Below are 24,617 nucleotides of genomic sequence, written 5' to 3' on the forward strand. Positions count from 1 at the left end.
ACCTTATGCGGCCATGATCACCTGTCACCATCACAAGGCGGGCCGCTGCCGCTCCTGCACCCTGATCGAGCGGCCCTATGCCGAACAGCTCCAGCACAAGCAACAGGCCTGCCAGGCCGCCTTGGTCGCCTGGCCCGAACTGGCCTGGCGGCCTCCCGTGGCGAGCGCGGACATGGGCTTCCGCAACAAGGCCAAGATGGTCGTCTCGGGCACGGCCGAAGCCCCGCTGCTCGGCATCCTCGACCCCTCGGGCCGGGGCGTGGACCTCTCCGACTGCCCGCTCTACCCACCCGCCATGCAGGCGGCCTTCGGGCCGATCAAGGCCTTCATTCGCCAGACGCGGCTTCCGCCCTACGACGTGCCCGGACGGCGGGGTGAGCTGAAGTACGTCCTGCTCACCCGCTGCGAGCAGAGCGGCGAGATGATGCTGCGCCTCGTGCTCCGTTCGCGCGCCATGCTCGGGGCCATCCGCGCGCAGCTGCCTGGCCTGCTGGAGCGCCTGCCGGGCCTGAAGGTGGTGTCGGTCAACCTGCAGCCCGAACACAAGGCGATCCTCGAGGGCGAGGAGGAGATCGTGCTGACGGAGCAGCAGACCCTTACCATGTGGCTGAACGACCTGCCGCTTCACCTGCGCCCGAAGAGCTTCTTCCAGACCAATAGCGCGGTGGCCGCCGCGCTCTACGCCACCGCACGCGACTGGGTGGCAGAGATCGCCCCGCAGGGGATGTGGGACCTGTTCTGCGGGGTGGGCGGCTTTGCCCTGCACTGTGCCCCGCACGTGCGCGGCACGGTGACGGGCATCGAGGTGAGCCTGGAGGCGATCGAGAGTGCGCGCCTCAGCGCCGCCGAGCTTGGGTTGAACCATACCGAGTTCCGCGCCCTGGCGGCGGCTGACTTTGCCCTCGGTCAGGCGCAGGTGCCCGAGCTGGTGCTGGTCAATCCGCCCAGGCGGGGGATCGGCGCGGAACTGTGCGCCTTCCTGGAGTCTTCCGCGGCGCGCTGGCTGGTCTATTCCAGCTGCAACCCGGCGACTCTGGCTTCGGACATCGCGCGTTTGCCGTCGTTTACGCCGGTTCGGGCCCAGTTGTTCGATATTTTCCCGCATACCGCGCACAGCGAGGTACTGGTGCTGCTTGAGCGCCGGGGCTGAGTCCATGGTTCTCCCCTCCCCCTGAGGGGGAGGGGCCGGGGGAGAGGGGGCACCCGTTGCGTGTTACCCCTTCCCCGCCAAGGGGAGGGGGCGTACCACATTCCGGGTTGTTCAGATCTTCTTTACGAGCTGCAGGAGAGCATCGAGCAGCCAGGCTTGTGGCGCGCCCACTCCGGGCGCTTCGCGGCCAGGGCCTCGTGCTCGGGCTGCTCGTCATAGGGGCGACGCAGCACCGCCTGCAGCGTGTGCAGCAGGGACAGATCGCCCGCCTCGGCGCGCTCGATGGCCTGCTGGGCCAAGTAATTGCGCGGCACGTACTTCGGGTTGACCGCGTGCATGGCCGCCGCGCGCGCCTCAAGGGGGCGCCCATCCGCACGGCAGCGGGCCTGGTAGCGCGCAAGCCAGTCCAGCGCCGCCGCCCGCATCCCGGCATCCAGACCCTCCGGCAGGTAGGAGGCGTGCACGAAGGGCGCGAGCAGGGCGTCCTCGTCCATGGTCGTGTCGGGGGCGGGCAGGGCGACGAGGGTGCGGAAGAAGATCGTCCAGTCGCACTCGGCCTGCTGCATCAGCGCCAGCAGGTCGTCGACCAGGGGCTCGTCGTCCGCCTGCCAGGCGCTCAGGCCAAGCTTGGCGGCCATCATCGCCCGCCACGCCTGCGCATAGGTGGCGCTGTAGGACTCGAGTGCCTCCTGCAGCGGCCGGACGTCCCCGACCAGGGGTAGCAGGGCCTCGCCGAGGCGGGCGAGGTTCCAGGCGGCCACTTTCGGCTGGCGGCCGAAGGCGTAGCGGCGCCCCTGCGCGTCGGTGGTGTTGGGCGTCCAGTCCGGGTCGTAGTCCTCCAGCCAGCCATAGGGACCGTAGTCGATGGTCAGGCCGAGGATGGACATGTTGTCGGTGTTCATCACCCCGTGCACGAACCCGACCCGCATCCAATGGGCCACCATCACCGCGGTGCGCCGGCAGACCTCGCGGAACATCTCAACAAAGGTCGCAGGCCCCGGCTCGCCCAGGGTGGGGAAGTCATGCCGTAGGGTGTAGTCAGCAAGCTGCCTGAGCAGGGCGTGATCGCCCCGCGCGGCATGGATCTCGAAGTGGCCGAAGCGGGTGAAGGAGGGGGCCACCCGGCACACCACGGCGCCCGGCTCGGGGCGGATGTTGCCGCTGTAGAGCATGTCGCGCAGCACCGGCTCGCCGGTGGCCACCAGGCTTAAGGCACGGGTGGTGGGGACGCCGAGGTGGTGCATGGCCTCGCTGCACAGAAATTCGCGCAGCGAGGAGCGCAGCACCGCGCGCCCGTCTGCCGTACGGGCGTAGGGTGTGGGGCCGGCGCCCTTGAGTTGCAGGGTCAGGTGCAGCCCTTGCGGGTTCACGACCTCGCCGAGGTTGATCGCCCGCCCATCGCCCAGCTGCCCGGCCCACTGGCCGAACTGGTGGCCGCCGTAGCAAGCGGCATAAGGCTCCATGCCGGGCAGCAGGGCATTGCCGCCGAACACCTCGGCGAACTCCGGCCGTTGGCATTCCTCTGGGTCCAGCCCGATCAGGCGGGCCACCTCCGGCGCACAGGCCAGCAGGCGTGGTGCGGCCACGGCGGTGGGGGCGACACGGCTGTAGCAGGCGCCGAACACCTGGCGCGGTGCGTTGCGGGGGGCGGCGTCGCCCGGAAGCCCACGGACGAAGCGGTTGTCGAAGCGCAGGGACTCGAGGGAGCCCCGCGCCGGGAGGGCGCACATGGTCTGGGTCAACTGGGGAGTGGCGGGTCCGATCAAGATAGCCGATGTGCGGCGGCATGGACCCTCATGATTTGCAGGGCCATGGTCGGGTCTCTCGCCTGCGGCCTACCGGCACCCCGAGCGCGCATCGGCGCTTGAAACCGGCTGTGTCAAAAGTCTTTGACACAGCCAGGAAATGCGAGCCATGGATGGCTCGCGCGAGAATCAATCAGGGTAAGTGATTGATTCTCGGAGCCCGTCGCGGGCGTGTACCGCGACGAGGCGAGTTTCAAAAGGGCAGGATGGCCCTTTTGAAACAGCCTGGAAAGGGCCGCATTCGGACTCAATCTCCGGTAAAGTAGGCGCCATCCCTCGCGCCTCCTTCCCTGGGATTGTGTCCCGGGGCGGGGGCGCTTCCTCTTTTCCGGAATCCCCACGTGCTCTCTACCGCCAACATCACCATGCAGTTCGGCCCCAAGCCGCTGTTCGAGGACATCTCCGTCAAGTTCGGCGACGGCAACCGCTACGGCCTGATCGGGGCCAACGGCTGCGGCAAGTCCACCTTCATGAAGATCCTCGGCGGCGACCTTGTGCCCAGCTCCGGTACCGTCATGCTCGATCCCGACGAGCGCATCGGCAAGCTGCGCCAGGACCAGTTCGCGTTCGAGGACTACAGCGTCATCGACACCGTCATCATGGGGCATGCCGAGCTGTGGGCGGTGAAGCAGGAACGCGACCGCATCTACGCCCTGTCCGAGATGAGCGAGGAGGACGGCATGAAGGTCGCCGAGCTGGAGGTGGCCTTCGCCGAGATGGACGGCTACACCGCCGAGTCTCGCGCGGGCGAGCTGCTGCTCGGCGTGGGCATCCCCATCGAGCAGCACTACGGTTTGATGAGCGCGGTGGCCCCCGGCTGGAAGCTGCGCGTGCTGCTCGCCCAGGCGCTGTTTGCCGACCCGGACATCCTGCTCTTGGACGAGCCGACCAACAACCTCGATATCAACACCATCCGCTGGCTTGAGAAGGTGCTCAACGCGCGCAACAGCACGATGATCATCATCTCCCACGACCGCCACTTCCTGAACAGCGTCTGTACCCACATGGCGGACCTGGACTACGGCGAGCTGCGCGTCTACCCCGGTAACTACGACGAGTACATGACCGCCGCCACCGCCGCGCGCGAGCGCCTGCTGGCCGACAACGCCAAGAAGAAGGCGCAGATCGCCGAGCTGCAGAGCTTCGTCAGCCGCTTCTCAGCCAATGCCTCCAAGGCGCGCCAGGCCACCTCGCGCGCGCGTCAGATCGACAAGATCAAGCTGGAGGAGGTCAAGCCCTCCAGTCGTCAGAACCCGTTCATCCGCTTCGAACAGGACAAGGCGCTCTACCGCCTGGCGCTGGAGGTCGAAGATCTGGCCAAGGGCTACGGCGAGGGGCCGCTGTTCAAGGGGCTTGACCTGATGGTCGAGGTGGGTGAGCGCATAGCCATCATCGGTCCGAACGGCATCGGCAAGACCACCCTGCTGCGCACCCTGGTCGGCGAGCTTGCCCCCGACCGCGGCACGGTGAAGTGGTCGGAGAACGTCAACCTCGGCTACTTCGCCCAGGACCATGCCGAGGACTTCGCCGAAGATGTGACCCTGTTCGACTGGATGACCCAGTGGCGCCGCCCGCAGGATGACGAGCAGATGGTGCGCGGCACCCTCGGCCGTCTGCTGTTCTCGCAAGATGACATCAAGAAGTCGGTCAAGGTCGTCTCCGGCGGCGAGCAGGGCCGCCTGTTGTTCGGCAAGCTGATGCTGCAGCGCCCGAACGTGCTGGTGATGGACGAGCCGACCAACCACCTCGACATGGAGTCGATCGAGTCGCTCAACACTGCACTGGAGAACTATCCGGGCACGCTGATCTTCGTCAGCCACGACCGCGAATTCGTCTCCTCGCTCGCCACCCGCATCATCGAGTTGACCCCGAACGGCATCGTCAACTACAGCGGAAGCTACGACGACTACCTGCGCAGCCAGGGCGAGGAGTGATGCGCCACCGCCTCGCCCCCAGTGGGGCTTGGAACCCCTCACCCGCGTCGCTTTCTAACCCCTCGCATCATCAGATGAGTGCGGGATACCCCCGGGGAGATCGGTCCATGAACATCAAGCTGGTTTTGCTGGGGGTGCCCCTCATGGCGCTGACCGGCTGCGCAGGCTCGGGCTATGTGCACGAGACCTACTACGGCGATGGCTACTACGGCCCACCACGGTATCCCGGGACGGTCTATGTGCATCGCGAGACCTACTACGAGCCGCGGCCGCGGGTCGTCGTGGTCGAGGAGCCGAGAATCGTGGTGGTCAGACCGCCCGCCCCGGACCATGGGCATGTTGATCCACGGCGCATGGAGGAGCGTCACGAGCATCATCGTGAGGCCCGCCAGGAACTGACGCCGCGCCGCGTGGAACGTGTCGAACCCCTTCGGTTTGAGCACGACAAGCCGCCGCGAACGCAGGAGCGCAATGAGTGGCGGCACGAGAGAGATCTTCCAGCGAGGCGCCAGTTAGGCGAAGTCTGGCGCAGACAAAGCCCTTCGGTTAATCTCACCGACAGCCGTGAGTAATATGGCTATATTTTATGCTGTAACATCAGCATAGTTAGCGATGACCTGCTTACCTTCATGGATGAAGACGGACGAATGGATACGTTAAGCACGGACACTACATCCCTATCATGTCCCGTTCCAGAAAAAGGCCGCGCTGGCATGGCGCGGCCTTTTTTCGTTCTTGATTCGACATCTACTCAGGAGGACCGTATGTCGAAAACTCGTCTGAGCGCGCTGGCGCTCGCAATCACACTCTTAACGTCCGGTTGTGTCACGACAGGTACGGGCCCGGGGCAAACCGGGGGTGGCGAGACCAACAAGGCTACGAGTGGAGCGGCCATAGGCGCGGTGGCTGGGGGGCTCCTCGGTGCGGTTCTGGGAGGAAAGGGTGAAGGCCGTGTCCTTGGCGCGGCCATTGGTGCACTTGCAGGCGGGTTCTTGGGCCAGCAGATCGGCCAGATGCTCGATGAGGAGGATAAAAAGGCTATCGAGCTTCAGGCAGCACAAGCACTGGATAAGCCAGACGGGCAAGCTGGTGCGAACTGGACCAACCAGCAGAAGGGCGTTAGCGCTGAAATTCAGGCGGGCACCGCCAAGAATGAGCAGAAAGAGATCGTCATGGTGCGCGACAAGAACGTTGAGCCGCCGCCCCAGCTTGATCTGATCGGAAAAACCTATGTTGCTAAAAGTGCGGTGAATGTCCGGGCTGCGCCGAGTACGAAAAGTGATGTGGTGAATGGCTTGAAAGCTGGAGAGGAGTTCACCGCAGTGGGTAAGGTGGTTGGGGCTCCGTGGGTCGCTGTGGCCAAGAAAGGGCGTACCGTGGGCTATGTGTCCCAATCCTACGTGGCGGAGGGGCGGGCTGTGCAACAGGTGGCTTCAGCATCCTCCCTGAGGGCCTCGCGGGGTGTTAAGCCAGGCGGCGGGGTGGACCTCGATGCCCTGGGAATGGCGGGGGTGGATCTGGACAAAGAGGGGATTGTGGTCGAGAAAGTAGCGGCCACCACAACCTGTCGTCCGCTGACGATCCAGCTGAAGAGCAAGGATGGGCAGTCTGAGACTCAGACCTCCCAAGCTTGCCGTGGTACTGACGGCGCATGGGAGATCAGCTGATGCACAAGCAGCTCCCGTTGATCATCGCGATGTTACTGGCCCAAGGGGAAGCCCATGCCGCTGAGGCGCACCGCCTGGCTCACTCCTCCAAAATGGGGGTCGAGGTTTTTGCCCAACCCCAAGCCGATGGCGCCTGGTGCAAGGAGCGGCTTGAGCTCGAGGTGCGCTTGCAGCCGGACAGCTCCTTGTTGCCGGATGGGGCAGGGGGGCTGATGCCCAAGCTAGCCTCCGTTTTTGCGGCGGAATGCCCCTCGGCCACGACAGCCCGGGTGACGCCGCTGATCGTCCAGGCAAGTGGCAACAAGGCTGCAGGGGAGCCCTTCATCATCGACGCAGCCAAAGGCTGGCAGAAGGTCGCGCCCGAGACGACCAAGGCACCCCTGACGCCGGTCGGGGGATCAGTTGCCCCAACCGCGGCCACCCCAGCGGTGACCGAGGTGAGTGGGCCGGCGAGCCTGGCCGAGGCGCACATCGCCGCGGCCAATAAACAGCCCTTGCCCCAAGCGGCCCCCTCCCCCGTGCCTTCCGTCGAGCCGATGCCTGTTGAGGTCTCGGCCTCTGCAAAGGCGGATATTCCCGAGCCTGTCACCAAGGCCAATGAGCCCCAGCGTCCCGACATGGCTCAGTATCCGATGCTGGACTGGTATCACCTGGCGCATGCACTCGCTTACTACAGGCCTGAACTGCGCGGCACAGTCGACCTGAACCGTGCATTTGCCTACACGCAGGATTGCGTGGGCTACAACAAGGTCAGCCGCAATGAACTCGATCTGCAGGATTTTGTGGCGAAGTACAAGGCTGAGTCCGACCGCCTTGCCTCCCAACTGCCGCAGCGCGCTCTGCTGACCTATGAGGTCCGGCTTGCCGAGTATGACCAGATGCGCCAAGGCTTTCCGCTGGAGGAAGGGGCGGCAGCCTCTATCGTCATTGGCCTGCGGAATAAACAGACGAGCCAATGTGCCTATTACGGCAGCATGCCTTTGCCAGACCGGAGTTCTTGGCCGTATCAGTTCAAGGTCGAATTCAGTCAGGATGCAGCGCCCAGCTTCCTGCCCATGTCCATGGAGGATGCGCGGGCCTTCCTTAAGAAGAGTAACGGCTATCGGACGGTCGAGGTACGAGCCCTGGTTGATATCGTCAAGTTCGAGCAAAGGGATGGGGGCTGGCAGAAAGAGGAGGTTTTCACCCTCCGCCCGGCCTGGGTGGATTTTCATGAGAGCAGTCGGGCGGGTGTCTTACTGGGCAGCGTAAGTGGTAGGGAGCTTGAGGCCATCCGTACCGCCAACGAGGCCGCCCGTAAGGTACGCGAGGCCAAGCAGCAGGAGGAGGAGCGGGTCAAAATGGCCAAGCGGATGGAAGAGATGCGACAGGCCCGCATGGAGCAGCGCCAGCGGGAGCTTGAGATCCTTGTCCGGTCCGCAACGCCGGCCCAGCGGGCCGGATATCTGAACATGGCGGGATTCCATGGATTCAGCACCGCCGCGGCTGCCACGCTTGCGAGCATTCAAACCGGCTTGCCACATAAGGCCACCTTGCTGGTCCGGGTAGAGAAGTCGGGAGAGAAGGATATTCCCGCCGCCTGGCCTGGCCGGCTCGTTCTCGATGCAGAGGGTGGCGAGGTCGAGGGCTTCAAGGCTGGACGTTGGTATGTGATCCACGGGCTCGTCCGGGCGGAAAGCCCGAAACCCAACCAGATCATTGGTCGCATGAATGTCACCGAGGCGGTGGCCTGTGAGAAAGAGGCCTGTGCCGAATATGCCGATGAGGAGCGCATCACCAAGCAGATCGCGGAGATGGCTCGCCAGTATGCACTGCAAAGCTATCCGGAGACACAGTGATGATTATGGACAAGACCATCATGCAATCTATCTTCAAGAACAAGTTCGTCTTTATTGGCATTGGCGCTGCCGCCATGGTCGCTGTTTTGGCCATGGCCGGGAAAATGGCCATCGATCGCAAGGCTGAGGCGCGCATTGCTGAGGTGCTCGAAGACCAGAAGCTTGAATCCAAGCTGACCTACAAGAGTGTATCCGCAGGCTGGTTAGGCAATAGTGTGACCCTGAGGGATGTGGCTATCCACGCCGCCCAAGGCGAAGAATCGGTCCTGCACATCGCTCAGCTGAGGCTGTCCGATATCCGCGAGAGTGAGGACAGCGATATTCCCAGTGCGCTTCGAATCCAGCTCAAAGGCTTGGACATGCCCATTGTCACCACCGCTGCGGGGGAAACGCTCAAGTTGGCGCGCAACGACTTCGCATCACTCGCGGGGTTGGGCTATACGCGTCTCGTTGGTGATGTAGAACTGCGCTATGACTATCAATCTGAAGGGCATCGGCTCGAGATTGGAATGGCGCTTGACTTGGAGGACATGGGCAAGGCGCACGCGACTGTGGCGCTGGAGAAGGTTGATCTTGCTGCATTGACTAAGCTGCGAAAGGTCGTAGCTGCGCCGGATCTTTATCCCTCGGCGCTCCTGCTGGGGCTTGGATTGAGTGCGCTGGAAGCGGCGGGCAACGTCAGGCTGGCAGAGTTGGATTTCAGGCTGAACGATGCGGGGCTGCGTGAGCGCGTCTTGCTTGGGAAGCGGGAGCAGGCTCAATTTCCCGGCGACCTCAAAACCTTTGCGGCGTCTGTGGCAGAGGAAGTGCGCAAGGAGGGAAGAAGGGAGGCTAAGGGGAGCAAGGGTGAGCGCGTCTTGGCTTTCTATGAAGAGCTCGCGGAGTTTGTCGAGGATGGCGGGGACTTGGCGGGGAAAACGGACATGGAGCGTCCTGTCGCGATTTTCAGTGATGGCTCAATGGGACCCGCATTCAAAGGTCTCCAGTCCTTCCTGGCGGCGACTCGTTTCGAGCTCAGGCACTGAGTGTGCTGAGTCGCGTCTGGAAAAGTCTGCTCAGGGCGATTCACTAGGCCGAGCTGGTTCAGCACTTCGCGGATCGGTTTCACGAAATCACAGGTGGCGAATGGCCGGTGCGCGCAGTTCTCCTGGTTCTCGATCTGTATCGTCGGCGGGGGCAAAGCCTGCGGTGCCAGCGCCCCCTCCTGGAGCCCTGCATCTTGGCCCAAGAGTCTCCCGAACAGGCCGATCGGTTTGTGTCTGTTTGCGGCATTGTCGATCAGGCTGGATATCCGGTGTCCTTGACTCCTTGAAGGGCTTTCACCCCTGGGGCGTCTCGTCCTCCGTCAAATCTTGAGGGAGAAGCCTCTTTACTCGGAGGATAGCTTCGCGGAGATGCGTGAGCGGCTGGGCAGTCCGGTGGATGTGCCGCGCGTCCAGACGGCTCTTCGCAAGCTGGAGGGCGCTCCCCTGAGCCTGGTCGGCAGGGTCGGGCACGCCGAGCCGCGCATTGAGGACGATATGCTCAGGGCTTGGATCAAGGAGCTGGAAACGAGCGGGGCAGACGATGGTCTCTTTGTGCGTCTAAACGCACCGGAAATGGATTGAGGGGTGTGGGTCAACATTGACCAGCGGCGCGCAGCAGCGGGCCCGTCACGAGCGGAAAGAGACAAAAAGCCTGTTAGCGAAGGAGAAGTGGCGCGCCCGTAGGGATTCGAACCCCAGACCTCTGCCTCCGGAGGGCAGCGCTCTATCCAGCTGAGCTACGGGCGCTTGGGGTGCAAAAGCATACCCCCTCTCTAATCGACCCGTCCATTTTTTTATTGTCCCGCCTGGATGCGGTGGACCTATAATGTTTTTTTAGGTCGTGGCGCCCGGTGCGCCACTTCGCGGGTTTCCCAAAAACAACGAGGATTTTTTCGTGGCCCAGCATGATGTGAAAGTGGACTCGATGGCCAAGGTCGTCACCGCCCTTGGCGTGGTGCTCCTGCTGATCGTGGTCGGTTACATGGCGAAGTCGCTGATGAACACGATCGAGCGAGGCAGCACCAAGGGTGAGGTGGCGACGGCCCCGGCCGCACCGGCAGCCCCGCCGGCCGCCGAAGCTCCGGCAGCTGCCGCGCCCGCAGCGGCTGCTCCTGCCGCAGCCGCTGCAACCGGTGATGCTGCGGCCGGTGCGGCCAAGTACACCACCTGCGCGGCCTGCCACGGCGCGAACGGCGAGGGTTCCGGTGCCTTCCCGAAGCTCGCCGGCCTGTCCGCCTCGGACGTCGAAGGCAAGCTGAAGAAGTATCGCGCCGGCGAGCAGCTCGGTCCGATGACCTCCATGATGGCGCCGAATGCAGCCAGCCTGTCGGACGCCGACATCGCCAACCTGGCCGCCCACATCGCCTCCTTCGGTGGCGCTGCAGCCGCTCCGGCCGCTGCTCCTGCTCCTGCCGCAGCTGCCCCGGCCGCAGTCGCTACGGGTGATGTGGCCGCGGGCAAGACCAAATTCGCTGCCTGCGCGTCCTGTCATGGCATGAATGGCGAAGGTCAGGGCATGTTCCCGAAGGTGGCCGGCCAGTCTGCGGCCGACCTGGCGGCCAAGCTGAAGAAGTACCGCGCGGGTGAGACCGTCGGCCCGAACAGCGCGATGATGGCACCGAACGCCGCCGCTCTGTCGGATGGCGACATCGCTGACCTGAGCGCTTATCTCGCCTCGCTGTAAGGCCATGGCCGGAGGGGGCGGCCAGGATCGCCCCTGTGGAATAGGAAGAAGGGAGCCGCTGGCTCCCTTTTTGTTGACCGCGACGCGGACACAAAACCAAAACAAAGCCCGCCGAGGCATAGGCCTCGGCGGGCTTTTGCGTGGCCCTGGGCGAGCGGAGGTCAGTTCGTCCGCTGGACCGGGCCGAGCAGCAGCGAGCCCTTCATCTTCTTCGGCGCCGGCAGCCCCATCAGTTCCAGCACGGTGGCGGCGATGTTGGCGATGCCACCGCCGGTACGCAGGCGCCAGGGGTGCTCGTCGATGATGATGCAGGGCACGGGGTAGATGGTGTGCTGGGTGTGCGGCTCGCGGGTGATCGGGTCGACCATCTCGTCGCAGTTGCCGTGGTCGGCGGTGATGATGACGCTGTAGCCGGCCTCGACGGCGGCATCCACCACGCGGCCGGCGTGGGTGTCGACGGCCTCGACGGCAGCGATCACGGCCTCGCGGATGGCGGTGTGGCCGACCATGTCGCCATTGGCGAAGTTGACCAGGATGAAGGCGTACTCGTTCTTCTGGATGGCGGCGATGGTGGCATCCGCCACCTCGGCGGCGCTCATCTCCGGCTTGAGGTCGTAGGTGGCGACCTTGGGCGAGGGCACCATCACGCGGTCTTCACCGGCGAAGGGCTGCTCCTTGCCGCCGTTGAAGAAGAAGGTGACGTGCGCGTATTTCTCGGTTTCGGCGCAGTGGAACTGTTTGTAGCCGGCCTGGCTGATGACCTCGGCCAGGGTTACGCCCGGGCGCTCCGGCGGGAAGCCGATGGGGGAGAGGAAGCGCGGGTCGTACTCGGTCAGGCAGGTGACGGTGAGCGGGTCGAATTCGAAGCGGTCGAAGCCGGTGAAGCCCTTCTGGCCGAGCGCCTCGGCCAACTGGCGCGGGCGGTCGTTGCGGAAATTGAAGAAGATCAGCCCGTCGGTGTCGCCGTGCGGGATCTCCCAGCTATCGAGCACGATCGGTTCGATGAACTCGTCCGTCTTCCCTTCGGCATAGGCCTGTTCGATCGCCGCGCGCGCGTTCTGGGCGCGCTTGCCGTGGCCGTGCACGATGGCGTCCCAGGCCTTGAAGGTGCGCTCCCAGCGTTGGTCGCGGTCCATGGCGTAGTAGCGGCCGCAGATGGTGGCGATGGCGCCGCCGGCGTCGGCCAGCGCGGCCTCCACCTCGGCCAGATAGCTGATCGCGTTCTTGGGTGCGGTGTCGCGTCCGTCGGTGAACATGTGCACCAGCGGGCGGGCGCCCTGTTCCTTGGCGAGCTTGATCAGCGCCAGCAAGTGGTTGACGTGGCTGTGCACGCCGCCGTCGGAGACCAGGCCGACCAGGTGCAGGGGGCGGTTGTTCTTGGCCGATTTCTGCGCCGCCATCACCAGCGCCGGGACCTCGAAGAAGCTGCCGTCGGCAATCGCGTCGTCGATGCGTACCAGGTCCTGCCGGTGGATGTCGCCGCAGCCGAGGGTCAGGTGGCCGACCTCGGAGTTGCCCATCTGCCCGTCCGGCAGGCCGCAGGCGCGGCCGGAGGCCTCGATCACGGTGTGCGGATGGTTGGCGAAGAATCCGTCGAGCCGGGGCGTGCGCGCGAGGGCGACGGCGTTGTTCTCGCGGCTCGGGTTGACGCCGACGCCGTCGAGGATGACGAGGATGACGGGGCGGCGGGGGGCGATGGATGAGCTGGACATTGCGGTGTGGCGGCGGCGGTCGGGACGTTGAAAACAAACGTGAGAATATAACAGAAACGCCCGCGCAGATCAGCGGGTTAGCGGGTTGGCTGTAGGAGCGGCGCCCTCGCCGCGACAGGCGGATTGTGCGTGGGCGATCGGCCCGTGGGCGGGCCTCCTACAACCCGGCAGAGCGAGGAAGGCCCTCTGTGCATGCTGGTTTTTCGCCTTGCGTGAATGCATTAGGCCTTCATGCGATTCCCCTTCGGGTTAGGGGGTGGCCTGCCGCGCGCCCAAAAGGCCAGGGCGGTAGCGTGCTGCAGTGGGGCCCGGCGGACCTCAAGGCTGAGTCCTGCGCTGACAGCCGGAATGACGCCCAGCCCGTGGGCAAGCTCGTGCCACTGGGCGCTGGCGGACGGGTATTCATCATCCGGCAGTTCGGCCATGCGTCCGCTCCACGGCGGCAGCGGGCGAGCGCTGGGCTGCCAGCCCCCGGTTCCACCAAAGGTGCGTGCGGCGTCACGGAGGAGGGCGCGGGCGCGCGCCCGATCGTCCTCTAAGCCCTCGACCTGACCCCAGCGCGCCAGACCGGCCGCGAGGCTCACGGCGGCCTGCAGTTCGTCGATGGGGCCGCTGGCGGCCTTGCGTACGAAGTGAGCCAAGGCCCCACCGGCTGCGCAGGCGGGGCGGAGCCCCGCCTGACAGGCCTCGGCCAGGGTCACGAGCAGCTGACCGTTGGCCGCGAGGGGGATCTGCTCATCCCGCGGGTGCACCGGGCGCGGGCGGGCGGCCGCGAGCAGGGTGATGGCCTGCCGGTCGGCCTCACTCGCGCCTAGGCGCAAGGGGAGTCGCCCCGGCCCCCAGGACTCATGCCCGACCCAGGTCCAGCGGCGGGCGGCCTCAAGCACAGGGCCGTCCAGCACGGCGGCGAGCGCCGCGTCATCCCAAAGGTAGCCACCGCCCTCCCTCCTCCGGGCGTCCAGGGCCGAGAGGGCGGCGACAAAGCCGCCCCCGGGGTGGGCAAAGTCGCGCAGGATCACCCGGATCAGGTCATGGCCGACCGCGCTCAGGTCTGGACGTCCGAACAGGCGGCCGGCTCGCAGGTAGATGCGGGCCAGCAGGGCCTGGTCGATCAGCATCTGCTCGAAATGGGGCAGCTGCCAGTCAGGGTCGATGGTGTAGCGGAAGAAGCCGCCGCCGAGCTGGTCACGCAGCCCACCCCGGGCCATGGCCTCGAGGGTGGTGGTCAGGAACCCCTCCAGGGCGTCGTCGCCCTGCTGTTCGATCAGGCGCAGCACGGCCAGCAGGCGGGGGGCATGGGGGAACTTGGCGCCGTGGCCGAAGCCGCCGGCGAGCGGGTCGGCCTCGGCCAGCAAGGCCTCGCGCAGCAGCTGGCGGGCCTCGGCGGGAGAGATGGGGGTAGCGGGAGCGTTCTGCGGGCGCAGTTCGGCGCTCGCGCTCTGGGCGAGCGCCCGCAGGCGCTCGGGGTTGGCCTGCCACAGCGCATGCAGCCTTTGCAGGCGAACCAGAAGCTCGCCGCGCGGGGCGTAGACGAAGCCGTACAGCGGATCGCCCTCCGGGGTGAGGATCAGGTTGAGCGGCCATCCGGCACGCCCGCTGATGGCCTGCATGGCCCGGCGCAGCTCGGCGTCCAGTGCAGGCTCCGCCTCGCGGTCGACCTTGATCGGCAGGAAGGCGGTGTTGAGGAGGCCGGCAAAGACCGGGTCGCGGAAGCTTTCCTGCTGGAGGACGTGACACCAGTGGCAGGCGAAGAAGCCGCTGGACACCAGGATCAGGCGCCCCTCCGTGCGGGCGCGCGCGAGGGCATCGGCGGACCAGGTCTGCCAGGCCACGGGGTCGTCCGCATGCATGGCGAGGTAGGGGGAGGCCGTGCCGGCGAGGGCGTTGCGCAACGGCTCGGCCGCGGCAGGCAGGGCGAGCAGGCACAGAAAAAAGGCGACCCTCGGTGTGAGTCGCCTTGATCTTTGGGAAGCCTCAGTCCTTGCGGTCTGGGTCCTGCAGCGAGGTGTTGCGGTCATCGCGCAGGTGCGGCGGGGTGGCCTCGGGCGCCTCATCCTCCGGCTGTCCGGCCGGCGGCTCGCCCTGCTCTTGGGGCGTGTTTTCGCCCTGACTGAGTCGGCGCTCCTCCTCCTCGGCGCGCGCCAGCTCATCGTCCATCTCCTCGGCGGTGAGGGGGCGGAAGGCGGCCTCACCCTCCGGCGCGGGCGGCTGGTCGTCACCGCCGGCGGCCGTTGGGAGGGCCGCGGCCGCGCCCGCAGCAGGCAGCAAGCCCTGTTCCGCAGCCCCTTCGGTTTCGGCGTGCTTGGCCTTCTCGCGCACCATCATGCGCGCCACCAGGATGCCCAGCTCGTAGAGCATCCACACCGGGATGGCGAGCATGAACTGGGAGAGGATGTCCGGCGGGGTGAAGATGGCGCCGATGATGAAGGCCACCAGGATCGCGTAACGGCGCTTCTCGGCCAGCTGGTCGGGGGTGACGACGCCGATCACGGAGAGCAGCACCACCGCCACCGGCACCTCGAAGGCGAGGCCAAAGGTGAAGAACAGGGTGAGCGAGAAATCGAGGTAGCTGCCGATATCCGGCATGAACGACACCCCTTCCGGTGCGAACATGCCCATGAAATGAAAGACCGCCGGGATGACGATGAAGTAGGCGAAGCCCGCGCCGATGTAGAACAGCACGGAGCTGGACACGATCAGCGGCATGGCGAGCCGGCGCTCATGCTGGTACAGACCGGGGGCGATGAAGGCCCACAGCTGGTACAACAGGTAGGGCATGGCCAGGAACACGGCGGCCAGCGCGGCGAGCTTGATCGGGATGAAGAACGGCGAGATGGCGCCGGTGGCGATCATGCTCTGGCCTTCCGGCAGGCTGTTCAGCACCGGGGTGGCGAAGGCATGGAACAGCTCGCTGGCCCAGGGGAACAGCAGCACCATGAGCACGATGATGGCCAGCACGGCGCGCAACAGGCGGTCGCGCAGTTCGATCAGGTGCGCAATGAACCCCTTCATGCCCTCCGACAGGCCGGGATCGGGGGTGTTGGCGTTGTGGTCCGTCATGCTTGCTTGCTGCCGGGGGGCGTGTGCGGTGTCGGGGAGGGCTCAGGTTTGTCCTCGCCGCCGAAGCTCGGGCGATGCAGGGTCTCACCGAGCTCCTGGCTGAGGGCCTGCATGTCGTCCTCCAGTGTGCGGGGCGCGGGTGGAGTGTTCGGGCTGGACAGGGCGGCGGGCGGGACCGGCTTGCCTGCGCTGGCCGTCGTGTCCGCCCCGTGCTCCAGCGCTTCGGTCAGGCGCCGTCCCTCCTGCTCGACCTCCTGGCGGGTGTCCTCCACCAGGCGGCGCAGCCGCTGCATCTCCTCCTCCTGGGCGGAGAGCAGCTTGCGCAGGTCGGCGGTGTTGAACTCGCTCTCCATCTCCGCCTTGGCATTGGCGACGAAGCGGCGCACCTTGGTGACCCACTGGCCGGCCTTGTAGGCAAGACCGGGCAGGCGCTCGGGGCCGACGACGATGACGGCCACGACCGCAATCACCGCGATCTCCCAAAAACTGAGGTCGAACATGCTGGCGGCTCGTGAGAGGGGGCCCGCCTGCGCGCGGCAGACGGGACTCTACCCCCTCGATCAGGACTTGTGGGTGTCGCGGGTGGCCTCGCCCTCGATCACGCGGCCCTGCGGCTGGCCTTGCGTCGGGGCCTGACCGCCCTGCGGGGGCAGGTTCTGCGCGGTCTGGGTGGTTTCAGGCTTGGCTTCGCCCTCCTTGTTCTCGTCCTTGACGGCGGAGCGGAAGCTCTTGATGGCATTGCCAAGGTCTGAGCCGATGTTCTTCAGGCGCTTGGTGCCGAACAGGAGGATGACGATCAGAAGGACGATCAGAAGATGCCAGATGCTAAGTGCGCCCATGGGAATACTCCTCGTGAATAGGGATGATGCGGCCGGCTGAGGCCGTCACAGTCGGTAAAACATTATCAGGATTTGGCCCGCGCCGCCTTCTCCGCGTGGCCGGAGAGGCCGAACCGGCGCGCCAGCTCGTCCAGCACGGCCTGCGGCGGGATGCCGGCCTCGGCCAGCAGCACCAGGCTGTGGAACCACAGGTCGGCGGTCTCGTACACCAGTGCGTCGTGGTCGCCTTGGATGGCGGCGATGATGGTCTCCGCCGCCTCTTCGCCGACCTTCTTGGCGATGGTCGGCCGGCCCTTGGCGTAGAGGCTCGCGACGTAGGAGCTCTCCGGGGCGGCCTGCTTGCGCGCCTCGAGCACCGCGTGCAGCGCGTTCAGGATGTCGTTGCTCATGCGCCGTAGATCTCCTCGGGGTTCTTCAGCACCGGGTCGACGGGCACCCACTCGCCGCCCTCGAGGCGGGAATAGAAGCAGCTCTCGCGCCCGGTATGGCAGGCAATGCCGCCGACCTGTTCGATTTCCAGCAGCAGGACGTCGCCATCGCAGTCCAGGCGGATCTCGCGCACCTTCTGCACGTGCCCGGAACTCTCGCCCTTGTGCCAGAGTTTGTTGCGCGAGCGCGACCAGTACACCGCCTCGCCCAAGGCCACGGTCTTTTCCAGCGCCTCGCGGTTCATCCAGGCGAACATGAGGATGCGCCCGGAGGCGGCGTCCTGGGCGATCACCGGCACCAGGCCCTCCTGCGTCCACTTGATCTGGTCGAGGTAGCTCACAGGCGCACCTCGATCCCGGCGCGGGCCATGTGCTCCTTGGCCTGGTGCACGCTGTATTCGCCGAAGTGAAAGATGCTGGCGGCCAGCACGGCATCGGCCTTGCCCTCGAGGATGCCTGCGGTCAGGTGGTCGAGGTTGCCGACCCCGCCGGAGGCGATCACGGGCACCTCGACGGCCTCGCTGATGGCGCGCATGAGCTCAAGGTCGAAGCCTGCTCGGGTGCCGTCGCGGTCCATGCTGGTGACCAGCAGCTCGCCGGCGCCGTAGTCGACCATCCTCCGTGCCCAGGCGATGGCATCGAGCCCCGTGGGCTTGCGCCCGCCGTGGGTGAAGATCTCCCAGCGCAGCGGCTCGCCGGGGGCCGAGACGCGCTTGGCGTCGATGGCGACCACGATGCACTGGCTGCCGACCTTGTCGCTGGCCTCGCGCACGAAGTCGGGATTGACCACCGCGGCCGTGTTGATGGACACCTTGTCCGCGCCCGCGTTGAGCAGACGGCGCACGTCCGCGACCGTGCGGATGCCGCCGCCGACGGTGAGCGGGATGAAGACCTGCTCGGCCACCTGCTCGACCACGTGGAGCATGGTCTCGCGCCCCTCGTGGCTGGCGGAGATGTCGAGGAAGGTCAGCTCGTCGGCGCCCTCGGCGTCATACCGGCGGGCGATCTCGACCGGGTCGCCGGCATCACGCAGGCCGAGGAACTGGACGCCCTTGACGACGCGCCCTTCGGCCACGTCCAGGCAGGGGATGATGCGTTTGGCGAGCACTAGAAATGACCGTGGGTGATTTTCAGGATAGAAACAAAGACGTGGTCATCGTCGTTCGGCCGACCGCCGCGGCGGCTATGCTGGACGATGCCCTCGACGAAGCGCTCCTTGTCGAGCCGATCGCCGCGTTCGAGGATCAGGCGCTGCCCTTCTTCGAGGGGGAGGGATGATACCAAGGTAAGTTCTTGCGGCTTCGCGGCAACGGCGAGCATGGGCGCGCTCCAGCCGTCGCTCATCCTCCGCCCCATGCAGCGCACGGCATGGGCCATGCCGCGCTGGTCGAGCGTCAGGCCCGACTTTTCCACCAGCTCAAGGAAGTGCGCGTCCAGTTCGACGGCATGCAGATTCCGGCTGGCGGAGAAGTCATCGCGCGACCGCGATTCGTCCATGGCCTCAGTCAGGGCAGCGCTGATCGACGTAGGCCTGGGCCTCCTTCAGGTCCAGCCCGCCCTCGTACAGGGCGCGACCAATGACCACGCCGGCCACGCCCTCGTCGGCCACGGCGCACAGGCGTTCGATGTCGGTCATCGAGGTCACGCCGCCGGAGGCGATGACCGGGATGCGCACCGCCTGCGCCAGGCGCACGGTGGCCTCGACATTGACGCCCTGCATCATGCCATCGCGGCTGATGTCGGTGTAGATGATCGCCTCCACCCCGTCACGCTCGAAGTGCTGGGCCATGTCGATCACATCATGGTGGGAGAGCTTGGACCAGCCTTCGGTCGCCACCTTGCCGTCCTTCGCATCCAGGCCGACGATGATGTGACCGGGGAAGGACACGCACAGGTCGCTGATGAAGCCCGGGGTGGTGACCGCCTTGGTGCCGATGATCACATACTTCACGCCAGCATCGAGGTAGGCCTCCACGGTCGCCTCGTCGCGGATGCCGCCACCCACCTGGATCGGCAGGTCGGGGAAGGCCTCGGCGATGGCGCGGATCACCTCCTTGTTCTTCGGCTTGCCGGCAAAGGCGCCATCCAGGTCGACCAGGTGCAGGCGGCGCGCGCCGGCCTCGACCCAGCGGGCGGCCACGGCCACCGGATCGCTGGAAAAGACGGTGTCGTCCTCCATGCGCCCCTGGCGCAGGCGCACACACTGGCCTTCCTTCAGGTCGATGGCGGGAATCAGCAACATGACGTCTTAGGTCCTCGGGCGGTTCAGGGATTCCAGTGGAGGAAGTTGCGCAGAAGGCTCAAGCCCGCCTCCGCACTCTTCTCCGGGTGAAACTGCACGGCGGCCACGTTGCCCCGCGCGATGGCAGAAACGAAGCGGATGCCGTAATCGGTGGCGCCGAGGGCAAGCTCGGGGTCCTTGGGCACCACGTGGTAACTGTGGACGAAATAGAAGCGCTCACCGTCCGGGATACCGTCCCAGATCGGGTGGGCGCGGGCCTGCCACACCTGGTTCCAGCCCATGTGGGGGATCTTCAGCCGCTCGCCGGTCGCATCCTTCAGCTCATGGCCGAAGAAGCGCACCTCGCCGGGGTACAGGCCAAGGCAGGCGGTGCCACCGTTCTCCTCGCTGCGCTCCATCAGCACCTGCATGCCCATGCAGATGCCGAGGAACGGCTTGCTGTGGGCAGCGTCCAGCAGGGGGGCGCGCAGGCCGCGCCGGTCCAGCTCCAGCATGCAGTCGCGGGCCGCGCCCTGGCCGGGGAAGACGATGCGGTCGGCGGCGGCCAGCTCGCCAGGGTCACTGGTCACCTGCACACGCATGCCGGCCGGGGCTACATGCTCGATCGCCTTGGCGACCGAGCGCAGGTTGCCCATGCCGTAATCGACGACCGCCACGGTACCCATCAGAGCGCGCCCTTGGTGGAGGGCAGGGCGTCGCCCAGGCGCGGGTCCGGCTCACAGGCCATGCGCAGGGCGCGGCCGAAGGCCTTGAAGATGGTCTCCGCCTGGTGGTGGGCATTCACCCCGCGCAGGTTGTCGATGTGCAGCGTGGCGCGCGCGTGGTTGACGAAGCCCTGGAAGAACTCCTGCACCAGCTGGGTCTCAAAGCGGCCAATGCTGGCGCGGGTGAAGTCGCACGCGAACACCAACCCTGGGCGACCGGACAGGTCGATCACCACGCGCGAGAGGGCCTCATCCAGCGGCACGTAGGCATGGCCGTAGCGGCGGATGCCGCGCTTGTCGCCCACCGCCTGCGCCAGCGCCATGCCGAGGGTGATGCCGATGTCCTCCACCGTGTGATGGTCGTCGATGTGCAGATCCCCTTCGCACTCCACGGTCAGGTCGAACAGGCCGTGGCGCGCGATCTGGTCCAGCATGTGTTCGAGGAACGGCACGCCGGTGCGGAACTCGCCGCGGCCAGTGCCGTCGAGGTCGAGTTGGACGCGCACGCGGGTTTCCAGGGTGTCCCGGGAAACGTACGCTCGGCGCGAGGTCTGGCTCATGGTCTTCATTACAGGCTGATGATGGGGAAAGCATACAATGAGCTTGCGCGCGGCGGAAACGCGGTGATAAAAAATCTTGACGCCGCCTCGCGTCGAGGCTTTAATGTGCGCCTCCAGTCGGCCAGGTAGCTCAGTTGGTAGAGCAGGGGATTGAAAATCCCCGTGTCGGGGGTTCGATTCCCTCCCTGGCCACCAACAAATTCAATGACTTAGCCCGCCTCAGTGCGGGCTTTTTCATGTCCGAAGGAAGCCTGGGTAGCGCTGGGGTAGCGCTGCAACGAAACGTCCAAGCTTCAAGCAGGGACGCGGCGCAGTTTGATGGAGGGATGGGAAGGCCGCATCGGCGCCTTGGATCGGGGCTCTCTTGGTAGGCAGGGGCGGTGCTTGAAGTGATTTCGTGGCCCTCAAGCTTTTTGTGCTCTCTTGGCATGATGGGCCTGGCGAAGGGGGGCAAACGAAACCCCGGCGCAGAGGCCGGGGGATGTCGGTTTTGGCTTGGGCTTTTAGCCAAATGCAGTTGTGGGGAGTGAGGATGGGCAGCCCCCGTCGGTTTTCTTACCCTCCGACAGTCGTTGAAGGATGTTTGCCAGCGTGCTAAAGCTAAAGCAATGCGCAACTAAGGACAGTCCCATGCGTGCATTCATCATCCCCATGCTCCTTGCCGTTCCGGTCTTGGCCCATGCCGAAATCTACAAGTGTGTAGTCAATGGGCAGACCGTGTTCTCCCAGCAGCCGTGTGCCAAGGACGCGGTGGAGGTCAAGCCGAAGGTCGTGAAGCCTTCAGCGGATGCGATGGCTGAACAATCCGTGGTGAATGCATCTATTCAGGCCTCTGCGTCGAGCATGGAGCGTGATCGGCGTATGAGACAACTCGAACAGGCCATCGCTGATGCCGACGCGCGCATCGCGCAGCTTGAACGCGACCGTGATGCAAAAATCCTCATGTTGCGCGTCAAGCGGATTCATGCGAACAACAACCTTGCTGGGGCGACGTGGGAACAGAGCCTCGCTACAGAGATGGATGCCGTTGCCACTCAGTATGGGACCAGCATCCAGTCTGCGCAGATGGAAAAGCAGCGGCTGATCGACGAGCTGAACCGCATGCGCGAAAAGCCTTAGACCTCAATCTCCACCTCCGCCAAGGGCGGCACTTGTCATACAACATAACCGCGCCACACAGAGCAGAGCCCATATTGGCGAGCGAAACGTCCTCATAGGGGGCTTGCATCAGTAAGCAGCCCTGAGCCCCCCAACGGTAACTCCGGCACGGGTCAGGAAGGGTGGAGTGCTTTTTTGTGTCATCCGTGGTGACTTTGCGGTGACTTTCCGGGGGTGTCGGCAGTACCGACGCCCTCCCGCTCAAGGCCCCTACCCCCTCAATTCAAATGAGGGAGGCAGCCCACCCCCTCCCGCTCAAGGCTCCCACGTGACCACCACATCCTTGGGGCCTTCGATGTTGTGCGGGAGGAGTTTCTCCAGCAGGCGCAGATAGGCGGCGCGGATGCGTGGATCGGGGCTGAGTGCGCATTCGGTCAGGTACTGTTCGCCCCCGGCGGCGTGCAGGCTGGCCTCGATCATGGCCTTGAGGTCCCGGGTCAGTTTGTTAGGACTGCCCTTGGGGCGGCCTTTTCCGGCGTTGGGCGGGCGCTTGGGGGTGGTGCTCTGGGTCATAGGCTCTATCTCTCAGTTTTTTGCTGGCGGCGCGTGGGGCGGTCTGGGCTTGGGGTGGGGAGGCTCCAATCCACCGGCGGGGGCGGCGGCCTGCCCGCGCCTAGGGCAAGCATGGCCCGTAACACCTCGGGCCAGAATCCGCGTAGGCGGCATGGCGGGAGGACGGATTCGAGCAAGTGCAGGGCGTCTTGCTCGGTGAGGTCTTCATCGGTCTGGGTCAGCAGTGCGGCGGCTGCCGTGGCCCAGGTGGCGGCATTCGCGGGGCCGCAGAGGCGGATGGCGCGGAGGGTTTGTAGGGGGTCTGCGTTGTCGGTCATCACTTCAGGCGGCCTTGAGGGTTGGGTGCGTGCGCCCTGCGTTGCGCATGGCCTCCTCGGGGTGCTCCCCTTGACGCAGGCGTTCCAGGAAGTCGGAAGCGGCGGCCTCGGACTCAAAGCACACGGAATCGAACAGGTGCCCGCCCTGGATGCGCACCACGCGGCTGGGCAGGCCGGGGGAGCGGTGCCAGCCATCGGGCAGGGTGGAGTAATCGTTGGTCAACAAGGCCACCAGGGTGTCGCGGTGTTGGAGGATCAAGGCCCGGTCAGCGTCCAGCAGGCGGGAGGCCGGGGCGATGATCAGGTGGCCATCCTGCACACTCAGGCGGAACCCCCGCGCTTCGAGGTGGTCGGCAAGCTCCAAGGGGGTCATTAGAAGCGCTCCTCGTCGGTGCCTTCGGCCTGGTCTTGGTCAGCCAAAGGCTTCTCGGGGGCCAGAAGGTGATCAGCTTCTTTGAAGGTGCTCAACCTTTGAAAGGTGGGCATCTTCAGGTTTTCTTGATCATCTTCAGGTGGAAGCCTCCAAGCCCATTGTTGTTTGTGGCCCCCGAAGTACCCTCCCTCTTTCACAGCCTCCACCCCTAGCCTTTGCTTGGCCCGCCGGATGGTGGTCTCGGAGTACCCCGCACCGCGGGCATCGTCCATGATCTGCTTTTGCGGTAACGGCCCATCGGCAAGCAGGTTCCGCAGAAAGCGCATGGCATCCCCAAGGGTTCCGCCATCGTCTTCCTCCCCGGGCACGCTCTCCGCTTGGGCGAGCAGCTCCCGCGCTGGGCCCTCGACTGGCGCTCCCCAGGTCACACGGGTGGCATACAGGTCCCCCTCGATCCGCACCTGTTCCAGGTCGTAGGTGCACCCGCCTTCATCGGGGCCGATGTTGGACTTGGCCCGCACCAGCAAGCGCGGCGCTTCGCCTGGCGGTGGGTCTTCCCGCTTGGTCGCCAAGAGCACCACACGGGCTATCGCGCCAAAGGCGATGCTGCCAGTGATGCGCTCCACCGGCTCCCGGCCCGTGGTGCCCTTGCTCAAGTGGGTGATGCCCAACACCGCACAATCCACGGCGGCGGCCATATCCACCAACGGCTGCAAGGCACGGCGCACCTCGCCATTCTTGTGGGAATCCGCCGCTACGGCAGACACAATGGGGTCAACGATCAGCAGCGCCGGACGCAAGCGGCGCATCTTCTCCGCCAACAGGGGAAGATCATTGGCCGGGTCAAAGGGGGAGCCATCCGTCCGGTCACCAACAAAATGCACGCGCTCAAGATCGGCTCCAGCCGCCATCAGGCGCGGAACCAGGGTGTCCTTCGGGTCATCTTCGCCCGACCAAATCACCACCTGCCCGGTTTCCGGGCAGCGTGTACCGTCGGGCCAGCGCCCTGCCGTGGTGACCGTCGCAGCGAGCCCTAAGGCCAGCATGGTCTTTCCCTGCCCAGGGCGTCCGGCCAAGAGGTGGAACTTGCCGCGAGCCATCCATCCTCCCCACAGCCAACGGATGGGCTCGGGGCGGATGCTTGATGCCTGGATGAGCACCACATCTGCGGGGGCCGGATCGAGCATCCCAGCCTCACGGCGCATGGCCGCGAGTTCCGCGCTGGTCACCACCACATCACTAAGCAGCATGGGCCACCTCCTCGGCAACATAGAGCGGGCAGGGCCTAACACCCGTGCCCAGGAGCAATGCCCGCCCTTTGGCATCACGCAGGATGGCGCGGGCCAGACGGTCAAGAAGGGCGTGCGCCTCGCCCCCATCCATGATCAGCACGGGCGGGGTGGCGAGCCGGGCAAGGTTCCAGTCAAAGCCTTCCGGGGCCTCCCCCGGGGGGAGCAGGACACAGGCGCGGGGATCATGGCGGGCGACCTCCCAGGCGCGGGGGCCGGTGTGCACGATCAGGGTTCCAAAGCCCGGCACGCGGCCTTGGGCCGTGGGCGCAAGGCGGGCGCAGGCTTGGTGGGCATAGGGCGGCTTACGGGGGCGCAT

At 65.7% G+C, this 24,617-nt stretch carries 26 protein-coding genes and 2 tRNA genes; 10 read left to right on the top strand and 18 right to left on the bottom strand.

Going from position 1 to position 24,617, the window contains the following annotated elements:
* The first annotated feature begins 13 nt into the window (after nucleotides 1–13).
* Entirely contained in the window at nucleotides 14–1,150 is a 1,137-nt protein-coding gene (gene rlmC, locus V6D91_RS05560; RefSeq protein ID WP_347318523.1) for a 23S rRNA (uracil(747)-C(5))-methyltransferase RlmC, read from the top strand.
* A 122-nt stretch (nucleotides 1,151–1,272) separates the two neighbouring features.
* Here the strand turns inward: rlmC and V6D91_RS05565 are convergent, their stop codons facing one another.
* Nucleotides 1,273–2,880 (bottom strand): protein adenylyltransferase SelO, encoded by a 1,608-nt coding sequence (locus V6D91_RS05565; RefSeq protein ID WP_347318524.1) that lies wholly within the window; start codon nucleotides 2,878–2,880, stop codon nucleotides 1,273–1,275.
* Nucleotides 2,881–3,296: 416 nt separating this feature from the next.
* Here V6D91_RS05565 and V6D91_RS05570 point away from each other — a divergent pair, with 416 nt between their 5' ends.
* The 6 genes from V6D91_RS05570 (at nucleotide 3,297) to V6D91_RS05595 (ending at nucleotide 10,001) form a co-directional block, all read left to right on the top strand.
* Nucleotides 3,297–4,889: an ABC-F family ATPase gene (locus V6D91_RS05570; RefSeq protein WP_347318526.1), complete on the top strand. Its 1,593-nt coding sequence runs from the start codon at nucleotides 3,297–3,299 to the stop codon at nucleotides 4,887–4,889.
* A gap of 107 nt (nucleotides 4,890–4,996) precedes the next feature.
* On the top strand, nucleotides 4,997–5,461 hold the full coding sequence (locus V6D91_RS05575) for a hypothetical protein (RefSeq protein WP_347318528.1): 465 nt from the start codon (nucleotides 4,997–4,999) through the stop codon (nucleotides 5,459–5,461).
* A 192-nt stretch (nucleotides 5,462–5,653) separates the two neighbouring features.
* On the top strand, nucleotides 5,654–6,556 hold the full coding sequence (locus V6D91_RS05580) for an SH3 domain-containing protein (RefSeq protein ID WP_347318530.1): 903 nt from the start codon (nucleotides 5,654–5,656) through the stop codon (nucleotides 6,554–6,556).
* Nucleotides 6,556–8,394 carry a DUF4852 domain-containing protein gene (locus tag V6D91_RS05585; RefSeq protein ID WP_347318531.1) on the top strand — a complete coding sequence of 613 codons (1,839 nt, stop codon included), beginning with the start codon at nucleotides 6,556–6,558 and terminating at the stop codon, nucleotides 8,392–8,394. Before V6D91_RS05580 ends, V6D91_RS05585 begins: the two co-directional genes overlap by 1 nt.
* Complete coding sequence (locus V6D91_RS05590) at nucleotides 8,394–9,419, top strand: hypothetical protein (RefSeq protein ID WP_347318533.1); 1,026 nt, start codon at nucleotides 8,394–8,396, stop codon at nucleotides 9,417–9,419. The genes V6D91_RS05585 and V6D91_RS05590 overlap by 1 nt, the downstream gene beginning before the upstream one ends.
* A 369-nt stretch (nucleotides 9,420–9,788) precedes the next feature.
* A complete protein-coding gene (locus tag V6D91_RS05595; protein WP_347318535.1) occupies nucleotides 9,789–10,001 on the top strand; it encodes a hypothetical protein in 213 nt (70 codons plus the stop codon).
* Between the two features lie 88 nt (nucleotides 10,002–10,089).
* On the opposite strand, the gene V6D91_RS05600 is transcribed toward V6D91_RS05595, so the two are convergent.
* Nucleotides 10,090–10,166 (bottom strand) — tRNA-Arg (locus V6D91_RS05600).
* 148 nt (nucleotides 10,167–10,314) lie between these two features.
* Between V6D91_RS05600 and V6D91_RS05605 the strand changes: the two genes are divergently transcribed.
* Nucleotides 10,315–11,103 carry a c-type cytochrome gene (locus V6D91_RS05605; protein ID WP_347318537.1) on the top strand — a complete coding sequence of 263 codons (789 nt, stop codon included), beginning with the start codon at nucleotides 10,315–10,317 and terminating at the stop codon, nucleotides 11,101–11,103.
* Between the two features lie 161 nt (nucleotides 11,104–11,264).
* Here V6D91_RS05605 and gpmI read toward each other — a convergent pair whose 3' ends face one another.
* From gpmI to hisB, 12 genes are all read right to left on the bottom strand, one after another.
* A complete protein-coding gene (gene gpmI / locus V6D91_RS05610) occupies nucleotides 11,265–12,815 on the bottom strand; it encodes a 2,3-bisphosphoglycerate-independent phosphoglycerate mutase (protein ID WP_347318539.1) in 1,551 nt (516 codons plus the stop codon).
* Nucleotides 12,816–13,036: 221 nt separating this feature from the next.
* Nucleotides 13,037–14,707 (bottom strand): DUF255 domain-containing protein, encoded by a 1,671-nt coding sequence (locus V6D91_RS05615; RefSeq protein ID WP_347318541.1) that lies wholly within the window; start codon nucleotides 14,705–14,707, stop codon nucleotides 13,037–13,039.
* A gap of 82 nt (nucleotides 14,708–14,789) precedes the next feature.
* Entirely contained in the window at nucleotides 14,790–15,875 is a 1,086-nt protein-coding gene (gene tatC / locus V6D91_RS05620) for a twin-arginine translocase subunit TatC (RefSeq protein WP_347318543.1), read from the bottom strand.
* Nucleotides 15,872–16,375, bottom strand: coding sequence for a Sec-independent protein translocase protein TatB (gene tatB, locus V6D91_RS05625; RefSeq protein ID WP_347318545.1), 504 nt, complete (start codon nucleotides 16,373–16,375; stop codon nucleotides 15,872–15,874). The genes tatC and tatB overlap by 4 nt, the downstream gene beginning before the upstream one ends.
* Nucleotides 16,376–16,435: 60 nt before the next feature.
* Entirely contained in the window at nucleotides 16,436–16,720 is a 285-nt protein-coding gene (gene tatA, locus V6D91_RS05630) for a Sec-independent protein translocase subunit TatA (protein WP_347318932.1), read from the bottom strand.
* 59 nt (nucleotides 16,721–16,779) lie between these two features.
* Nucleotides 16,780–17,103 (bottom strand): phosphoribosyl-ATP diphosphatase, encoded by a 324-nt coding sequence (locus V6D91_RS05635; RefSeq protein WP_347318547.1) that lies wholly within the window; start codon nucleotides 17,101–17,103, stop codon nucleotides 16,780–16,782.
* Nucleotides 17,100–17,483, bottom strand: a complete 384-nt coding sequence (gene hisI / locus V6D91_RS05640) for a phosphoribosyl-AMP cyclohydrolase (protein WP_347318548.1) — start codon at nucleotides 17,481–17,483, stop codon at nucleotides 17,100–17,102. The genes V6D91_RS05635 and hisI overlap by 4 nt, the downstream gene beginning before the upstream one ends.
* Entirely contained in the window at nucleotides 17,480–18,250 is a 771-nt protein-coding gene (gene hisF, locus V6D91_RS05645; protein WP_347318550.1) for an imidazole glycerol phosphate synthase subunit HisF, read from the bottom strand. The genes hisI and hisF overlap by 4 nt, the downstream gene beginning before the upstream one ends.
* On the bottom strand, nucleotides 18,250–18,639 hold the full coding sequence (locus V6D91_RS05650; RefSeq protein WP_347318552.1) for a hypothetical protein: 390 nt from the start codon (nucleotides 18,637–18,639) through the stop codon (nucleotides 18,250–18,252). Before V6D91_RS05650 ends, hisF begins: the two co-directional genes overlap by 1 nt.
* Nucleotides 18,640–18,643: 4 nt before the next feature.
* Nucleotides 18,644–19,384, bottom strand: a complete 741-nt coding sequence (hisA, locus tag V6D91_RS05655) for a 1-(5-phosphoribosyl)-5-[(5-phosphoribosylamino)methylideneamino]imidazole-4-carboxamide isomerase (protein ID WP_347318554.1) — start codon at nucleotides 19,382–19,384, stop codon at nucleotides 18,644–18,646.
* 23 nt (nucleotides 19,385–19,407) lie between these two features.
* The gene (gene hisH, locus V6D91_RS05660; RefSeq protein WP_347318556.1) at nucleotides 19,408–20,049 is read right to left on the bottom strand and encodes an imidazole glycerol phosphate synthase subunit HisH; all 642 of its coding nucleotides are present in this window, start codon (nucleotides 20,047–20,049) and stop codon (nucleotides 19,408–19,410) included.
* On the bottom strand, nucleotides 20,049–20,657 hold the full coding sequence (gene hisB / locus V6D91_RS05665) for an imidazoleglycerol-phosphate dehydratase HisB (RefSeq protein WP_347318558.1): 609 nt from the start codon (nucleotides 20,655–20,657) through the stop codon (nucleotides 20,049–20,051). The genes hisH and hisB overlap by 1 nt, the downstream gene beginning before the upstream one ends.
* Nucleotides 20,658–20,767: 110 nt before the next feature.
* On the opposite strand from hisB, the gene V6D91_RS05670 reads away from it, so the two are divergent.
* Nucleotides 20,768–20,843 (top strand) — tRNA-Phe (locus tag V6D91_RS05670).
* 435 nt (nucleotides 20,844–21,278) lie between these two features.
* Nucleotides 21,279–21,767: a DUF4124 domain-containing protein gene (locus V6D91_RS05675; protein ID WP_347318560.1), complete on the top strand. Its 489-nt coding sequence runs from the start codon at nucleotides 21,279–21,281 to the stop codon at nucleotides 21,765–21,767.
* A gap of 294 nt (nucleotides 21,768–22,061) precedes the next feature.
* Here the strand turns inward: V6D91_RS05675 and V6D91_RS05680 are convergent, their stop codons facing one another.
* The 4 genes from V6D91_RS05680 to V6D91_RS05695 all read right to left on the bottom strand — a co-directional run bounded on the left by V6D91_RS05680 (nucleotide 22,062) and on the right by V6D91_RS05695 (nucleotide 24,617).
* Nucleotides 22,062–22,319 carry a hypothetical protein gene (locus V6D91_RS05680; RefSeq protein WP_347318562.1) on the bottom strand — a complete coding sequence of 86 codons (258 nt, stop codon included), beginning with the start codon at nucleotides 22,317–22,319 and terminating at the stop codon, nucleotides 22,062–22,064.
* Between the two features lie 321 nt (nucleotides 22,320–22,640).
* Nucleotides 22,641–23,009: a hypothetical protein gene (locus tag V6D91_RS05685; protein ID WP_347318564.1), complete on the bottom strand. Its 369-nt coding sequence runs from the start codon at nucleotides 23,007–23,009 to the stop codon at nucleotides 22,641–22,643.
* Nucleotides 23,009–24,259 (bottom strand): AAA family ATPase, encoded by a 1,251-nt coding sequence (locus V6D91_RS05690; RefSeq protein ID WP_347318565.1) that lies wholly within the window; start codon nucleotides 24,257–24,259, stop codon nucleotides 23,009–23,011. The genes V6D91_RS05685 and V6D91_RS05690 overlap by 1 nt, the downstream gene beginning before the upstream one ends.
* Nucleotides 24,249–24,617 (bottom strand): hypothetical protein, encoded by a 369-nt coding sequence (locus tag V6D91_RS05695; RefSeq protein WP_347318567.1) that lies wholly within the window; start codon nucleotides 24,615–24,617, stop codon nucleotides 24,249–24,251. Before V6D91_RS05695 ends, V6D91_RS05690 begins: the two co-directional genes overlap by 11 nt.

Source organism: Thiofaba sp. EF100 (assembly GCF_039822285.1).
Classification (GTDB): Bacteria; Pseudomonadota; Gammaproteobacteria; order Halothiobacillales; family Halothiobacillaceae; genus Thiofaba.

What these genes read in the sequence shown, in the direction of transcription:
- V6D91_RS05685 (WP_347318564.1), bottom strand. Translation starts at nt 23,009, where the DNA reads ATGACCCCCTTGGAGCTTGCCGACCACCTCGAAGCGCGGGGGTTCCGC.
- V6D91_RS05675 (WP_347318560.1), top strand. Translation starts at nt 21,279, where the DNA reads ATGCGTGCATTCATCATCCCCATGCTCCTTGCCGTTCCGGTCTTGGCC.
- V6D91_RS05690 (WP_347318565.1), bottom strand. Translation starts at nt 24,259, where the DNA reads ATGCTGCTTAGTGATGTGGTGGTGACCAGCGCGGAACTCGCGGCCATG.
- V6D91_RS05575 (WP_347318528.1), top strand. Translation starts at nt 4,997, where the DNA reads ATGAACATCAAGCTGGTTTTGCTGGGGGTGCCCCTCATGGCGCTGACC.
- V6D91_RS05580 (WP_347318530.1), top strand. Translation starts at nt 5,654, where the DNA reads ATGTCGAAAACTCGTCTGAGCGCGCTGGCGCTCGCAATCACACTCTTA.
- hisH (WP_347318556.1), bottom strand. Translation starts at nt 20,049, where the DNA reads ATGGGTACCGTGGCGGTCGTCGATTACGGCATGGGCAACCTGCGCTCG.
- V6D91_RS05695 (WP_347318567.1), bottom strand. Translation starts at nt 24,617, where the DNA reads ATGCGCCCCCGTAAGCCGCCCTATGCCCACCAAGCCTGCGCCCGCCTT.
- gpmI (WP_347318539.1), bottom strand. Translation starts at nt 12,815, where the DNA reads ATGTCCAGCTCATCCATCGCCCCCCGCCGCCCCGTCATCCTCGTCATC.
- tatC (WP_347318543.1), bottom strand. Translation starts at nt 15,875, where the DNA reads ATGACGGACCACAACGCCAACACCCCCGATCCCGGCCTGTCGGAGGGC.
- V6D91_RS05650 (WP_347318552.1), bottom strand. Translation starts at nt 18,639, where the DNA reads ATGGACGAATCGCGGTCGCGCGATGACTTCTCCGCCAGCCGGAATCTG.
- V6D91_RS05590 (WP_347318533.1), top strand. Translation starts at nt 8,394, where the DNA reads ATGATTATGGACAAGACCATCATGCAATCTATCTTCAAGAACAAGTTC.
- V6D91_RS05585 (WP_347318531.1), top strand. Translation starts at nt 6,556, where the DNA reads ATGCACAAGCAGCTCCCGTTGATCATCGCGATGTTACTGGCCCAAGGG.
- hisA (WP_347318554.1), bottom strand. Translation starts at nt 19,384, where the DNA reads ATGTTGCTGATTCCCGCCATCGACCTGAAGGAAGGCCAGTGTGTGCGC.
- tatB (WP_347318545.1), bottom strand. Translation starts at nt 16,375, where the DNA reads ATGTTCGACCTCAGTTTTTGGGAGATCGCGGTGATTGCGGTCGTGGCC.
- V6D91_RS05635 (WP_347318547.1), bottom strand. Translation starts at nt 17,103, where the DNA reads ATGAGCAACGACATCCTGAACGCGCTGCACGCGGTGCTCGAGGCGCGC.
- V6D91_RS05595 (WP_347318535.1), top strand. Translation starts at nt 9,789, where the DNA reads ATGCGTGAGCGGCTGGGCAGTCCGGTGGATGTGCCGCGCGTCCAGACG.
- rlmC (WP_347318523.1), top strand. Translation starts at nt 14, where the DNA reads ATGATCACCTGTCACCATCACAAGGCGGGCCGCTGCCGCTCCTGCACC.
- V6D91_RS05680 (WP_347318562.1), bottom strand. Translation starts at nt 22,319, where the DNA reads ATGACCCAGAGCACCACCCCCAAGCGCCCGCCCAACGCCGGAAAAGGC.
- V6D91_RS05565 (WP_347318524.1), bottom strand. Translation starts at nt 2,880, where the DNA reads ATGTGCGCCCTCCCGGCGCGGGGCTCCCTCGAGTCCCTGCGCTTCGAC.
- hisB (WP_347318558.1), bottom strand. Translation starts at nt 20,657, where the DNA reads ATGAAGACCATGAGCCAGACCTCGCGCCGAGCGTACGTTTCCCGGGAC.